At 39.9% G+C, this 15,324-nt stretch carries 13 protein-coding genes; 3 read left to right on the top strand and 10 right to left on the bottom strand.

Going from position 1 to position 15,324, the window contains the following annotated elements:
* Positions 1-88: 88 nt before the first annotated feature.
* From BET01_RS17410 to BET01_RS17400, 3 genes are all read left to right on the top strand, one after another.
* A complete protein-coding gene (locus tag BET01_RS17410; RefSeq protein ID WP_120198151.1) occupies positions 89-1,084 on the top strand; it encodes an SPL family radical SAM protein in 996 nt (331 codons plus the stop codon).
* Positions 1,085-1,440: 356 nt separating this feature from the next.
* Positions 1,441-3,666 (top strand): methyl-accepting chemotaxis protein, encoded by a 2,226-nt coding sequence (locus tag BET01_RS17405; RefSeq protein ID WP_120198150.1) that lies wholly within the window; start codon positions 1,441-1,443, stop codon positions 3,664-3,666.
* 177 nt (positions 3,667-3,843) lie between these two features.
* Positions 3,844-4,233 carry a DUF6483 family protein gene (locus BET01_RS17400; protein ID WP_120198149.1) on the top strand — a complete coding sequence of 130 codons (390 nt, stop codon included), beginning with the start codon at positions 3,844-3,846 and terminating at the stop codon, positions 4,231-4,233.
* A gap of 68 nt (positions 4,234-4,301) precedes the next feature.
* Here the strand turns inward: BET01_RS17400 and BET01_RS17395 are convergent, their stop codons facing one another.
* The 10 genes from BET01_RS17395 to BET01_RS17350 all read right to left on the bottom strand — a co-directional run bounded on the left by BET01_RS17395 (position 4,302) and on the right by BET01_RS17350 (position 15,256).
* Entirely contained in the window at positions 4,302-4,499 is a 198-nt protein-coding gene (locus BET01_RS17395) for a DUF1858 domain-containing protein (RefSeq protein ID WP_120198148.1), read from the bottom strand.
* Positions 4,500-6,917: an endopeptidase La gene (lon, locus tag BET01_RS17390; protein WP_120198147.1), complete on the bottom strand. Its 2,418-nt coding sequence runs from the start codon at positions 6,915-6,917 to the stop codon at positions 4,500-4,502.
* A 107-nt stretch (positions 6,918-7,024) separates the two neighbouring features.
* Positions 7,025-7,588, bottom strand: coding sequence for a TetR/AcrR family transcriptional regulator (locus tag BET01_RS17385; protein ID WP_120198146.1), 564 nt, complete (start codon positions 7,586-7,588; stop codon positions 7,025-7,027).
* A gap of 223 nt (positions 7,589-7,811) precedes the next feature.
* Complete coding sequence (locus BET01_RS17380) at positions 7,812-8,507, bottom strand: tryptophan synthase subunit alpha (RefSeq protein WP_120198145.1); 696 nt, start codon at positions 8,505-8,507, stop codon at positions 7,812-7,814.
* Positions 8,507-9,787: a PTS ascorbate transporter subunit IIC gene (locus BET01_RS17375; RefSeq protein WP_120198144.1), complete on the bottom strand. Its 1,281-nt coding sequence runs from the start codon at positions 9,785-9,787 to the stop codon at positions 8,507-8,509. Before BET01_RS17375 ends, BET01_RS17380 begins: the two co-directional genes overlap by 1 nt.
* 43 nt (positions 9,788-9,830) lie before the next feature.
* Positions 9,831-10,106 carry a PTS sugar transporter subunit IIB gene (locus tag BET01_RS17370; RefSeq protein ID WP_120198143.1) on the bottom strand — a complete coding sequence of 92 codons (276 nt, stop codon included), beginning with the start codon at positions 10,104-10,106 and terminating at the stop codon, positions 9,831-9,833.
* Complete coding sequence (locus BET01_RS17365; RefSeq protein WP_158585097.1) at positions 10,103-12,136, bottom strand: BglG family transcription antiterminator; 2,034 nt, start codon at positions 12,134-12,136, stop codon at positions 10,103-10,105. The genes BET01_RS17370 and BET01_RS17365 overlap by 4 nt, the downstream gene beginning before the upstream one ends.
* Before the next feature lie 134 nt (positions 12,137-12,270).
* The gene (locus BET01_RS17360) at positions 12,271-12,564 is read right to left on the bottom strand and encodes a DUF4491 family protein (protein WP_120198141.1); all 294 of its coding nucleotides are present in this window, start codon (positions 12,562-12,564) and stop codon (positions 12,271-12,273) included.
* Positions 12,565-12,746: 182 nt separating this feature from the next.
* Complete coding sequence (locus BET01_RS17355) at positions 12,747-13,592, bottom strand: 2-oxoacid:ferredoxin oxidoreductase subunit beta (RefSeq protein WP_120198140.1); 846 nt, start codon at positions 13,590-13,592, stop codon at positions 12,747-12,749.
* A complete protein-coding gene (locus BET01_RS17350) occupies positions 13,589-15,256 on the bottom strand; it encodes a 2-oxoacid:acceptor oxidoreductase subunit alpha (protein WP_120198139.1) in 1,668 nt (555 codons plus the stop codon). The genes BET01_RS17355 and BET01_RS17350 overlap by 4 nt, the downstream gene beginning before the upstream one ends.
* Between the last annotated feature and the right edge of the window lie 68 nt (positions 15,257-15,324).

Genomic DNA, 15,324 nt, shown 5'->3' with positions numbered 1-15,324 from the left:
CCATATTTATCTTCAATTTTTGTGCAAGTTTTCATAGAAACTTCCTATTTTTCACACATACTAAGTTTAGAAAAACAGGAGGTATACCATGTTCCCGGATAAAATTTATTATGAGCCCGACTCTCTCCAATATGAGCTAGGCCAACATTTAAAAGAAAAATACAGTGACGTTCCCTGGGTCCCTATTGAAACACACAATAAGATTGATGAACTCAGAACCCGTCCTAATAAAGATTTTCCATCCTTAAAGCAAGTTATTGTCATTGGGGTACGAAAGACCCACAACTACGTTCCAAATCATAAAGTGTCTGATTTTCTAGTTCCCTATACATCGTCGGGCTGTACCGCCATGTGTCATTACTGTTACTTAGTATGCAATTATAATAAATGTGCTTATCTTCGCCTGTTTGTAAACCGAGATCAGATGCTGAAAAAGATCATTGATCATGGAATCCGTTCTCAAAAGGATTATACCTACGAAATCGGCAGTAACAGTGACTTAGTTCTTGAGAACACCATAACTGGAAATCTATCTTGGACAATTGAAAATTTCAGTAAAAGTCAATACGGTTCTCTCACCTTTCCCACTAAATTCAACCAGGTTGAGCCTCTTTTGGGTTTAAATCACAGGGGCAGAATTATTATTCGAATGAGTGTAAATCCCCAATCCATTATCAGCCGCTTTGAACCGGGCACCTCAAACTTAAATGCCAGACTAACGGCCTTAAACCGCATGTGTGATGCCGGTTATCAGGTTGGGCTATTAATTGCTCCTGTCATATTAACAGAAGACTGGAAAACCCTTTATACAGAGCTTATTGACACCCTCTCGATGCAGTTAACTGATAAAGCGAAAAAACAAGCTCCCATTGAAATCATCTTCATGACCTATAGCTATGTCCATAATGCCATCAACACAGAAGCATTCCCTCAATCTGAACAACTTTACTCCAAAGAGCTAATGACTGGACGGGGCAGGGGAAGATACTGCTACCGAAATGAATTAAAGGCGGACGGTGAGATATTCTTAAGACAAATGATTGAAACAAAATTAAAAGAAATGACAATCCTATACGTAGTTTAACCTTACAAAAATGCCCGGACTTTTTCCTGGCATTTTTTTTATTTTCATTTTATTTATAATAAAATACCGTTACAATTTGTACATTAATATGAAGTACGCATAATTATAGTAACTTTTTTTCATTTTTCCTATTATTTTTTTGTCGATTCATGTCGAATATACTCATGTTGAGCAGATATAATCTGAATTAAAATAAGAAAGGAGGTTATTCTCTTATATTCACTCAAAATCTTACTGCAACTCGTGCAGTATATTTTTTGTCTAATTAATGGTAAATTTATCCAACAAAACTATATAGCGCTGCGCAGGGAGGTTCGTTTATTTACCAATTTATTTAATTAAGGGAGCATAACACTATGAAAAACAAGAAAAAATTGAATTTCAACGATTTCAAGCTTGCAACAAAAATGTCCATCGTAACGGGCGTTATCCTTGCAGTGAGTTTGACTCTGTTGATCGCAATCTCTGCCATGCAGACAAGCATCTCATTATCAAAAGCAATTAACGGGGAATTTAGCGGAATCGCCGGCAAAAATGGCCTTATGGTTCAATCCATGGTCAGTGGCGCTTCAGGCTCTGCAAAAGAATTACAGGAATACTTAAACAATGTATACGGCGGTAACAAATTGGCTGCCGGAGATTGGAATGGGGAAGGAATTCAAAGTCATATTTACAACGCACAACTAACAGAATCCAATTATGCAATTGAGACCTATGTAATGAATTCTGCATGGGCAGCCCTTAACAATAGTGCTGATCTTTACGGTATCGGTGCTTTTTTTGAGCCAGGCCAGTTTGATTCTTCTGTTAAGGATTACTCTGTTTATATTGATCGAGATAATGCAAAAAATAAAACAGCTCAATCTCTTGGGGCATACAGTGAGTATTCAAAGAACGCTTACTATAAAGTTGCTAGGGATACCAAAGCTCCTTTTATTACTGATCCGTTTGATTACAAAGGAACCATGATGAGTACAGTCGCCTACCCGATCATGAAAGGGGACAATGTAATTGGAGTCGTTTTGGCAGATATCAGTCTTGCAAATTTCTCCAAGATAAAGACAACAGATGCAAAATATCGTACTATGTATGTAGATATTTACACAGAAGGTAATATCATCTCTTTTGACAGCAAGTCCAGTGACAATATTGGGAAAAAGCTGGAAGAAATGCTGCCTGCTTCTGAATACAGTAAAATTGTGGAGGCTCAGAAAACAAAGCAGGAATTTCATGTTGATACAAGAAGAGCTGACGGCACCTTTGAATCCAGACATTACTACCCCATTACCTGTGAATCACAGACCTGGTGGGCATCAAGCAGTCTGGATAAGAGTGATTTAAATAAAGATGTATACTTAATTGTGGCTGTGATGCTTGTTATGGCTGTTCTTGCAACCGCTGTTATCATTTGTGTAGTTACCTTTGTTATGAAGAAGACTCTTCGCCCAATTGAAGGAGTTGTGACGGCCGCTTCTAATATTGCTGCCGGTAACCTTGATATACAGTTGGATATCAAATCCAATGATGAGATTGGAATTCTTTCTAAGAATTTCGTTTCTATGGCAGATAACTTAAAGCTAATTATTGAAGACATTAACTACGTTTTGGGTGCGATGAGCAATGGTGATTTCACGGTAACTACCACGAAAGAGGATAAATACGTTGGTTCCTACCGTTATATCCTGGAAGCGATGCACAACATTCGTTTAACCTTAAGCAATGCTCTCTTAGAGATTGATCATGCCTCTGAACAAGTATCAACCGGTGCTTCCCAGGTATCTGACGCTGCCCAGGCCTTAAGCCAGGGTGCTACGGAACAGGCATCAAGCATTGAAGAATTATCTGCAACGATTACAGATATCTCCGACCGTATTAACCAAAATGCGTCCAACGCATTAGAGGCCAATACACTGTCTCAGGAAGCCAGCGAAGGCGTATTGGCCGGCAACCAGAAGATGAAAGATATGATTGCTGCTATGAATGATATCGCCAGCACCTCCAATGAGATTAGTAAGATCATTAGAACCATTGATGATATCGCTTTCCAGACCAACATCCTGGCTCTAAATGCGGCTGTAGAGGCAGCAAGAGCCGGTTCTGCCGGAAAGGGCTTTGCCGTAGTTGCAGATGAAGTCCGTAATTTAGCAGGAAAGTCTGCAGAGGCTGCAAAAAACACCACAACCCTGATTGAAAATGCCATTACTGCAATTGGAAATGGCACAAAGATTGCTGGGGAAACCGCTGATGCTCTTCGACTGGTAGTGGAGAAGTCAAATACCTCTGCGGTTCGCATTGCTGAGATAGCAGAAGCTTCCACAGCCCAGGCAGACGCTGTAATGCAGGTCACAACCGGCATTGATCAGATCTCTGCTGTGGTACAGACTACCTCTGCAACATCAGAAGAAAGCGCTGCTACCTCTGAAGAATTATCTGCTCAGGCAGTAACCTTAAAATCACTGGTAGGAAAATTCAAACTGATGGATTCTCAATCAAACGATTATACTCAGTTATCAGAACCAACTACAAAGTTAGAAGATACTTTTGAGGATGATTATAAGAATCATACAAACAGCAAATATTAAAAAGTTTAATTAAACAGGTGTCTGCAAGGTATGTTTTAAAACTTGCAGATGCCTGCTTTTTATTTATTCCTTCCCCCTCATTGTCAATCTTTACTTTTATAACTACTTATGATAAAGTAAACCATATCTGATTTTTGATAAAACAATTTGCTATGCTCTAACGAAAAGGAGAAACCAATGCTCACAGATGATTACGCAACAAGGATGACCAATAGTGCGGTAGGCACCTTATTAAAGCTGATTTTTAATATAGAACTTGGTAAAAATGAAGAGAATGCATGGAAAGATGAAACGTATCTTAATCTCTATCATGAGCTGACGAAGATGATTGATGACGGAAACATAAACGATGCAGAAAATAAACTGTTTGATTTATTAGATCCAGCCAACATGGAGATTTTTAAGCTTTCACTTATGTTCTATTATTATATGAATGATATGGACGGAGCCTTTCTTGAAAAGAATGATTATACCAAATTAGAGATTACAGATGGTCTAAGACACGTATCAGGCCTTTACGGCTATGAAAGTATGGCAGGAGCCCTTTTTGGACATGCTTCTGAATAAAAATAAGACTGCACCGATTCAAAGATAAATTCCTTTGAACCGATGCAGTCTTTTCTTTTTCTAATACATTACTTTGTCATGTGGCTATTGAGTTTTTCTACTAATGGTTCTACTGGAACGCCATGTACCATACAAGCCTCTTCCAGACTTTCCATGGTTGAGGAAGGACATCCTAAACAGTGCATTCCCATTTCAAAAAAGTAAGGTGCTGTAGACTGATCCTCTCTTAAGATCTCTCCAATTAAAGTTTCTTTTGTCACTGTCATTTAAATTACCTCTCTTCTTAAATTTGTTTTACCAGAATCAAATGCTTCTAAAAAACGTCCGCTTCCTTCTTTTTGCATTAACACCTGCTCAAGTCTTGGAAGGGAAATACCAAGTGTTTCTCTTAGCACATCCTCTACGGTTTCCACTGGTATGATAGTTAGCTGTTCTTTGATTTCTTCAGGTACATCTTTTAAATCTACCAAGTTATCTTTTGGAATCAGAACCTTTTTTATACCTGCCCGCTGAGCTCCTAAAAGCTTTTCCTTTAATCCGCCAATGGGAAGTACTGCTCCACGCAAGGTAGTTTCACCTGTCATTGCTAATCTAGAATCCACCTTATGGCCTGTTACCAAAGATGCTAGTGCCGTAAAGAGTGCAATTCCAGCAGACGGTCCGTCTTTTGGTACGGCACCTGATGGCACATGAATGTGTAAATCCTTTTCCTTAAAATTAAAGGTGTTAAGAGGCAGCCTTGATTTTAAAAGGCTAAGGGATATCCTTGCGGATTCTTTCATAACATCTCCCAATTTACCAGTTAAGATCACGTTGCCACTTCCAGGCATATCAGTGGCTTCAATAAAGAGAATTTCTCCTCCCACTGGTGTATAGGCAAGTCCTGTTACCACTCCAGGTGGATTGTCATTTTGTGCCTTTTCATGGCGGGAAACTCTTCTTCCAAGTAGATCTTCCAGATCCTCTTCCTTAACGGTAAAAGGTCCTTCGCTCTTTTTGGAAACAATTCTCTCGCCTACAATTCTGGCCAGAGCAGCAAGCTGCTTTTTAAGGCCTCTTACACCTGCTTCCATGGTATAATCACTGATGATTTTTTTAAGGACAACATCTTCTAATACAATCTGATCCTTTGGAATACCATGGTCTTCTAACACTGCCGAGAGAAGGTGGTCTTTACCAATATGGAACTTTTCTTCTATGGTATAGCTAGAGATTGGAATCACTTCCATACGGTCCAAGAGAGGCAATGGAATGCTCTCTAGAGAATTGGCAGTTGCAATAAAGAATACATCGGATAAGTCATAAGGAAGATCCAGATAGTGATCTGTAAAGGTGGAATTTTGTTCCGGATCTAGAACCTCTAACAATGCACTGGAAGGATCTCCGTGAAATCCGCCAGACATCAGCTTATCTACTTCATCAAGAACCATAACCGGATTGGTATGCCCTGCCTTTTTTAGACTCTGAATAATTCTACCTGGCATAGCTCCTACATAGGTTCTGCGGTGACCACGTATCTCTGATTCATCTCTTACACCGCCTAGGCTTAGCCTAACGTATTCTCTTCCAAGAGCTTCTGCTATACTTTTTCCAAGGCTTGTCTTTCCTGTACCAGGAGGACCTACTAGTAATAGGATTGAACCTTTTTTATTCTTATTTAACTGCATAACTGCAAGGTGTTGTATGATTCTCTCTTTCACCTTTTCAAGACCATAGTGTTGCTGATTTAATATCTGTCTGGCTTCTTCAAGATTGACCGCTTTTGCCTCTTCCTTTTTCCAAGGAAGCTGAACCAAAAGATCTAAATAATTTTTAATTACATTGTAATCTGGCTTATTTGGTCCCTGTTCTTCCAGTTTATTAAATTCCTCAATGGCAGCTTCCTTAACCTCCTCAGGCATTCCTGCCTCTTCAATTTTGGTTAAATAATCCGCGTCTTTTTTCCCACTTTGTTCTTTACCTTCGTTTAACTCTTCTTGAATTGCCTTAAGCTGTTCTCTTAATACTGTCTCCCTATAGTAACGATTGGTCCGCTCAGAGAATTTTTCTGAGATTTCCATCTGGAACTGAATCATCTCTTTGTTCTTTAGAAGATGATCCAAAAAGCGAAGGCCTCGCTCCTTTTCCGACTTCAACTCTAAAAGTTCATACCGCTCAATGGCAGGAATCTGGAGAAACTGAGACAAGTATACGATCAAGGAATTTAAATCCTCAAAGCCTTCTACGATTCTTTGATACTGTTCTCCGCCTGTAAACTTAGAGCTGATCTCGCCACTGGTCTTCTTAACGTATCCTACCATCTCTTTTTTGCTTTTCTCGTCCAAATCCATTACACCAGGGGAAATGTCATAAGCGGCCAGCATAACGTCTTCTTCTTGCAATAATTCTTTTATTTCAACTCGCTCCAGAAGTTTTACAGAAAGTCTTACTCCTTTTTCGGTTCTTTCAAGACTTATTACCTCAAATGTAACTCCAGTACGATAAAAGTCTTCTTCTATCTTTTTTGATTTGCCGAAATTCTGTTTCAACGGCACCGCTATCTTTACAACCTCTTCGTTCTCCAAATACTCCGCCAGAGCATCATCCAAAGATTCCATTTGAATCGAAGTTACGACATTAGGCAATAAAACCTTATATGAAACTGGAAATACAATTCCTAATTGTTTATTTAAGTAATTTTTCATAGTTTTATCCTTTCTGTGCGTATTCTAAAGTGAATATTCATTTATAATAGAATATTTTTTTGCGAGATTTCTTGCAAATCCTAATGCAAAACAATCCCGCCTTATAACTATCGCAATATCGCATACTGTATGATATTAATCATCTCTTCCAGTAGCTCTTCCTTTTGTGCCTTTGTTTTTCTGTTATCAACTGCTATTGCCTTAACCGGTTGAAACATAATCGCCAAAATATTATCTTCTCTGTAATCCTTAATGATATTTTGTACTTTCATCTCTTCCACAAGGCTGTAGATATTACAGATTCCCCGTTTTCCGGTACACTTACCTCCAAGAGAGGGACAATTGGAAAACTGTTCCACAAAACTAAATATCTCTTTGTTATCTAAAATATAGCTGTAATAACTGCGTATGAGAATTTCGATCTGCTTCTGCCCTTCCATCTTCCTGTCTATGCTGTCCAAAAGGTATGCATAAATCTCTTCTGAATATTCTATATAGATATCATGAAGCATAACGTCTTTATTCTCAAAGTAAATGTATACCGTCGCCGGCGAAACCCCTGCCATCTTAGCGATTTTAGAGACAGAAGTGCCATGAAAGCCCTCCTGCAGGATCAGCTTAATTACTGCTTCTTTTATGCTTCTCACTTTTTCGTCGTCTTTTTTTCTCATGTCATCACCTCTATGGTTCTATAATAAATGATCGTTCACTTATTGTCAAGTTATTTTTCACTAACTCACATGGTACTTTTATATTCTTATTAAGGCAGTTGTCAAATCTAATTACAAAAAAGCCTCCGGGCGGCTGTTTCCAGCTCTCCGGAGACTTTTTGTCTAAACCTGTTGTTATATCATAACACTCCCCTTGCAATCAATCACAACAGATACGTTTCTCTTATACTGCTTCTTTCAATTCTTCGATATAAGCAGTCAGGGCATCCATACCACCCATTTGGTAACGCTTAATAAATTCAGTTCCTATAATCGCACCATCGGCACCGTTTTTCACCACTTCTTTCACATCCTTAGAAGACTTAATACCAAAGCCTACAAAAGCGGGAATAGAAGTTAAGCCTTTCACCCGTTTTATCACCTCAATATACTCCGTCGGGAGAGATTCAAAAGAACCAGTTTTCCCCTCTCCGGAAACAACATAGGCAAATAGCTGGTTATGCTCAAGGGCTACTGAAAGTGCTCTGTCATCATAGGATTTACTTATTACAGAGATCTGGTTTGGAAAGGTTCCTGTTGGGTAATCACCATCCACACATAGAAAACCATGATACAAATCCTTAGAGACCTCACTTAGGCGGAAATGCTCCACGCCTTCTTTGTAGGTCATGAGTACTACTTTAAACCGGAAACGTCTTTTTATTTCTTCTAATGTGTCTACCACATCCTCAGGGGTGATATCTCGGGCCAATGTTTCCTTATTAATTTCTTTAATTACGTCACCATCCATAAAGGGATCGGAAACCGGTATGCCTATTTCAAGATATCCGGCTTCTTCCTGATCCAGAAGCTCCAGTATTCGGAAGAAACCTTCTCTATCCGGATAGTGTAGCGTAAGGTAAAACACAAGATTTTTCATTACATACCTCCAAATAATTTAAGCACCAAACCTAAAATCGGGCCGTAGAAGGAGTAATCTGTCTCGCTTAAGATACGCATGATCGGCGCATAGCTTCCGATCATTGGAAGAAGAAGCGCCTGTCCGAAAATCAGGATCAGACCGTTTACAAAGGAACCGATAATGGCACCTCTGCGTCCTCCGTGGGCATTACCAAAGATAGCTGTAATCGCACCAGTGAAAAAGGTAGGAATCAGTGCCGGGAATACCACTACCGGATAATTCATCATTCCAAGAATCATCATTCCGATCAGGCCTGCAATCAAACTGGTAAGAAAACCTACGATTACGGAATTTGGATAGTTAGGGAATAACAGTGGAATATCAAGTCCTGGTACGGAATTAGGAATGATTTTGTTGGCAATTCCGTGGAATGCTGCAATAATTTCAGAAAGCATCATTCTTACACCAGTAATAATAACAGTGATCCACATACCAAAGGATACTCCTCGTAAAATACTAAATACTACGATATCCTGACCGCTTGTTACATTTTCACGAACCCATGTTGGCCCGGCTATGAGGCATAATACAAAGAACAAAATCGTCATTACAATGGTCAGTGAAATAGTCATTTCTCTTAAAAAGTTAAGCTTCTTTGGTACCTTAATATTCTCAAGATCATTTTCCTTGTTTCCAAAGGCTTTACCAAGGAGAGAAGAAATAAGAATTCCAACAGAGCTGGAATGAGCAAGAGTAAAGCCCTCTCCACCTTTTACTTCTTTCATAAACAGTGCAACATATGCACAAGAAAATGTCATATACACTCCAAGGATTACAGAACCAATTAAAACCAGCGGAACAAAGGAAAGACTAGTTCCGAATTTCAGCAACGCTGCGATTAGACCTGCGTAAAAGAAGGATACGTGTGCTGATAAGTGAACGTATTTAAAACGGGTAAATCTTGCAAGAAGAAGATTTACGAGAAATCCTAAAGCAAAAATCAGTGCCATCTCAGTTCCGATTCCAGTAAGACTTTCGCTTTGAGCCGCTCCGATATCCGCAGATACGGCAGGCACATTGAAAATTTTAGAAATCAAACTCTGGAGAGGCAAAAGTGCCATACCAAGGGTCTGTCCTCCTACGTTGATCATGGTAAAGCCGATCATGGTCTTGATTACGCTTGGAAGAATCTGATCCCAGGTTTTCTTCTGAGCCGCCATACCAACGATGACTACGATTCCAATGATGAATACGGCCTGGCTGAAAACATTATTAATCAGATACATTAATACTCCCATTTTTATCTCCCTTCTAAGGCTTACCTAAGCCCCCTTAAGTGAATTACTTCTTGTTAATTGCCTCAAGAAGCTGTTCTTTTAAATACTGTTTGTCCATCATATTGTCGATTCGGATAATATGAGCCTTTGAATCTCTGAGTACATCAGCAAAATCTGAAGTAGTAATTAGTATGTCATATAAATCCGGACTAACTGATCCGATATCCGAAGCATCAACCGTTGCTTCTATTTTTTCAGCATCAAGAATCTGCTGGGTGAACAAACGAAGCATCATTGAACTACCTACACCTGCACCACATACTGTTACGATCTTAATCATAATGATTCCTCCTTAATAATATCTAAGATTTGTTCTGCATTTTCCGCCATAATCAGGCGTTCCACTTTATTTTCATCCATCAATATATCTGCAAGCTCTGTCAGGGCCTTTAGATGGGACTGATGGTCAATGGCACATAAGCCTACGACGATCTTAACTGGATCGTTCTTTGGATGACCGAATGGAATCGGCTCTTTTAATGTTACAATGCTAAGTCCTATATCCAGAGCGCCTTCCTCTGGTCTTGCATGAGGCATTGCAATTCCTGGTGCAATGACGATATAAGTGCCGTTTACCTCGACATTCTTTATCATGGCACGAATATAGGCTTCCTCAGCCAGCCCTTTATGAACCAGAAGCCTTCCGCTTTCCGTTACGGCTTCATCCCGGCTGGTAGCTTCAAATTTCGCTGAAATCAGTTCAGTGGTCAAAATTTCTTTTAACATAGGTTGATATATTCCTTTCTTTAATTGTGATTTTTCTGTAATTCCCAAATAGATACTCAATTCGTTCTTTAAGTGAGGCAGTTGATCCTCCTCCACCTTAACGTATTTGTGAATGATATTCATCACATCTGATATATGAATCCTTGCCGTGAGAAAGGACAATTGATTCTGTATTTCTTTGATATCATAGTCTGAAAGGTATGGAGTCACCTTAATGACTGGGATATCTCTGAATCTAAATGGTACGGTTGAAATGATAAAATCAGGATAGTGTTCCTTAAGCCACAGGGCGGCATTCCTTACACCAAAGGTTCCAAGAATGTTTACATGGAAGATGGATTGAAGCCTGCTCTTTAATATCTCAGAGGTACTAATACCCGCATTGCATACAATAATCACATTGGGTGTCCTGCGGACCTGTTTCTCATTGCGTTCGATGACAGAGGCGAAAAATAAAGTAAAGTAAGATATTTCATGCTCATGAAACGTTACCTTTAGCTTGTCCTCTAATACCTTGGCACCCTTTTCCACTGCCTTGTTAAGCCTTGAAAAATGATCTAACACGTATTGAAGCAATGGATTTTCTGCCCATTCCGAAGACAATGCCCTCTTATAGGCAGGACGCAGATGATTGAGAAGTCCCTCATAAAGTTTGGAATCCGTTAAAAATGCCTCAAAACCATATTCCTTTTCTACTGCTTCAATAAATTCATTTGTAACGAGATGAAAGGGAAGCCATTTTTCAGATAGCAGCTCCTCGTATTTAACTACGGAAGCTTCTCCTAGTTTATTGGCCAGATAAAAGCAGTCATCCACTGGTACCTCTTTGCCAAAGAGTTCTTCCAGCTCCTTCTTTCGTTCTACAAAGGTGATTTCTTCCCTGGTCAGGGGCTCCCTGGGACCTTCTGGAAACCATTTTCCGATGGAAAGTCTGGCATAGGTGACCCAAACAGTTACTAACATTCTCTGAAACGATACATCGCTTAATTCTACATTCAGCCGTTTTGCCACATCATCTAGAAATGCTTCACAGGAATAAAGGAACTGGGAATTGCGTTTTTCTAATTTATCCTCAAAAAACAATGGATCTTCGCTGATTGTAAGGATGAGTAAATTTCTTATACTTCTCTCATTTCCAGTGATTTGGTATCCCTTAAAGGGTAAGGCCTCCATCCCTATGGTGTGGAAACGAAATATCTCCTTTATCTCCTTTAGATCTCCAAGGAGCGTATTTCTGGATATGTCCAGCTCTTTGACTAAATCTTCTACCGTAAAATGGTCTCCGGATAATAAGATGGATTCTATCACACGTAGCCTGCGAAATCTCTGGTTGGATAAGACAAAATTAGAGGTTGAACCAATTAGCTCCTCAAATTCAATGATTAAAGGCTCCTCATAGATCAGTTTACCTTTATCTGCATTAATGACTGGATACCCGGCAGCCTCTAGCATCTCATTTAATTTTTTTATATCGCTGTATATCGTCCTGGTACTTACAGCCATCTGCAGCGCCAGCTCCCGGACTGTGAATTCACGTTTGTTCTGGCATACTAGCAGGAATATGTTTGGAAGTCGATTCTCCATTGGTTCCTCCTTTATGATGAAAGTATAACATTTGTGCAAAACCATCAACAAATCCAATTTGTTTCAATAATTTTGAACAGATATGTATATGATGTGTAAATATAATATTTTCTATCGCTAAAATATCTGATTTTTCATTTTTTATCCTTTTTTCTTGGATTTGAAGGAAACCAACCCTTTTCCACTCGTTTCTCCTGCTCGAATAATTCTCCAATACTCCAGAGCAGGGAGAACCCCATTACCGCGGATACACAGGAGGCAGCAATGTGAGCGAGAAAAAGAGACAAACCAATAAAAACAATTCCAGAAACCAGAAACAAAGGCCATACCTTCGTTCCAAAGTAATACTCCGATTTGATTACAACCGGATGCAGCAGCCCTATGATAAGAAAGGTTCCAATTCCGGTTATGATTCCTAAATAATTCATACGTCCCTCCCTACGGATCTCCCATGATATTAACAGAAAGATCTTTTTCGCTTTATATGTTATCTTATTTTCAATTGGATGGAATTATACAATATCCCATGGCTTATGAATAGACGCAAAAATCGAAGGCATGCATCTACATACCTTCGATCGTTTTACGCTCACATACTTATCTGTTTTTCTTAAATAAAACTATGGATCAGGTTATCAAGGACACCCTTATCCCGCTCCTGATCAAGCAGAGGTTTTCCGTCCTTTAGCAGAACATGCTTCTTATGGAAATCTGGTTTATCCTCTCTATAAATAATTCCAGTAGGAATTTTATCATCTAATCCCATTGCAATTCTCATAGCCTCCAGCTTATCTGACGGATCATAATCCTCTGGAAGAGGTTTGACTGCATTTTTATAATAAGCGAAGGTATTTATCTTATTAAAGGTGATACATGGCTGCATGATATCCACATAGGCGTACCCTGGATATTCGATTGCCGCTTTCATAATGGCAGTCAACTGCTTTGCATCTCCGCTAAAACCTCTCGCCACAAAACCAGCTCCTGACGCCAAAGCCAAAAGCATAGGATTTAAAGGAGCATTGATATTACCTTCTGTCTGCACTACGGTCACATGACCTTCTGCTGTGGTTGGAGATGCCTGCCCTTTGGTTAGACCATAAATCTGATTGTCATGTACAAAGTGGGCGATATTAACGTTTCTTCTTATATTGTGAATAAAGTGATTTCCACCCTCCCCATAAGAATCCCCGTCTCCGGAATTGACGATTACGGTAAGGTCCTCATTGGCTATTTTAGCTGCCACTGCTGCTGGAAGTGCTCTGCCGTGAAGGCCGCAAAAGCTATTGGCACTGATATATTGAGGTGTTTTCGCCGCCTGTCCGATGCCGCCAAGCATTAGAACCTCATGGGGACTTTTTCCTAACTCTTCTAAGGCCGTTTTTAAACTGTTTAATATGGAAAAATTACCGCAGCCAGGACACCAGGCTGTTTCATATGTTTTAAATTCACTCATGACTTTTGACCTCCTTCCAGAAGCTGTGCTACAATTTCTTCCCCAGTGATCTGGCGTCCATCGTATTTTAAGATGCTATCATGACATGCAATTCCAGTTTCTCCACGGATGAGGGAAGCTAGTTGACCCGTTGCATTTTGCTCTACATTAATTAATGTTCTGCCTTCAGTATATTTTTTCAGTTGTTTTTGAGGAAGTGGATAAATATCACCAAACACAAGGGCTCCATAGCTTCCTCCATTCCGATTTAAAGTTTGCACTGCTTCCTTTAAAGGACCAGAGAGAGAACCCCAGCCAAGGAGAAGCGTGGTACAATTCTCAGCTCCCATAAATTCTGGTTCCAAAAGTTCATCACAAAGGCCATCTAATTTCTTCATACGCTTTTCCACCATCTGATTTCGAACAGTGGCGGATTCTGTGATCCAACCTCTTTCATCATGCTCATCACTGTCTGCTGCTACCAGATGTTTTGTCTTACCTGGAATCAGACGTTTTGAGATGCCATCCTCCGTAAGTCTGTAACGAAGGTAGTCCCCTTCTGTTTCTGTGTCGTAATTTACCATAGAGATCTTTGATACGTCGTAAGGCTTCACACAGGCGGTTGTGTCACCAAGATACTGATCACTTAAAAGAATGATCGGAATCTGATATTTTTCTGCTAGGTTTAAGGCTCTGGCTGTTTGGTAAAAAGCATCTTCCTGAGTTCTTAGAGCAATCACCATACGAGGGAATTCTCCCTGGGAAGCAGAGACAACGAATTTCAAATCACTTTGTTCTGTTCTGGTAGGAAGACCGGTTGCAGGACCTGGCCTTTGTACATCCACGACCACAAGAGGAATCTCTGCAATTCCAGAAAAACCTAAGGCCTCCACCTTAAGACAAAATCCACCGCCGCTGGTCCCTGTCATGGCTCTCGCACCTGCAAAGGAAGCACCCAGGGCCATGTTAACCGCCGCTATCTCATCCTCTGCCTGTTCCACTAAAACCTTTGCAGAGTTTCCTACTGATGCTAGATATTCAAGAACCGCTGTGGATGGAGACATTGGGTAAGCAGCATAAAATTTAAGCCCTCCTGCCACCGCTCCCAGTCCTAAGGCTTCACTTCCTGAAATCAACATATAGTCCGAAAATCCACCCTCTAGATGTTCGAATAACGATTCCACGCTTTTATAACCAGCATCTGCGGCTTTAACATTCACTTCAAGAATCTTATCTTTCATCTGACTGGTCATAACCTCTTCCACATAGGAAAATGGTTCTCCAAACAACTTTAAAACGGCACCAACGGCGACGCTACCTGAGGCCCTTATATTTCCCAGCTCTTTTGCGATCTGAGTCATGGGAATTTTTATAATGTTTAAGTCCGGATCTGAATATTCTAGACTGCTATCACATAAAATAAAACCTTTCTTATTTAGTTTGTCCTTATGTAATTCTATGGTCTCTTCATTCAGTGCAATGATTCCATCGAGAATATAACTATGAGAAGTAATTTCCTCTGTTCCAAACCGGAGCAAAGAAAAGTTATGGCCACCGCGTACACGGGACATGAAATCTCTGGTTGTAAAAATATAGTAACCGGAACGCTTTAAAAGCTTTTCCAGAATCGATACTGTGGTGTCAATGCCCTGTCCTGCTGCACCGCCAACTAAAATATTATACATATGCTTACCTCCTTTAATTCTTTTGTTAATCATAACCTATTTCAACAGAATTTGCAATATTTATCGCA

It is taken from the genome of Lacrimispora algidixylanolytica (genome assembly GCF_003609635.1).
Taxonomy (GTDB): Bacteria; Bacillota; Clostridia; order Lachnospirales; family Lachnospiraceae; genus Lacrimispora; species Lacrimispora algidixylanolytica.
This window is presented reverse-complemented; position numbering and strand designations above follow the sequence as displayed.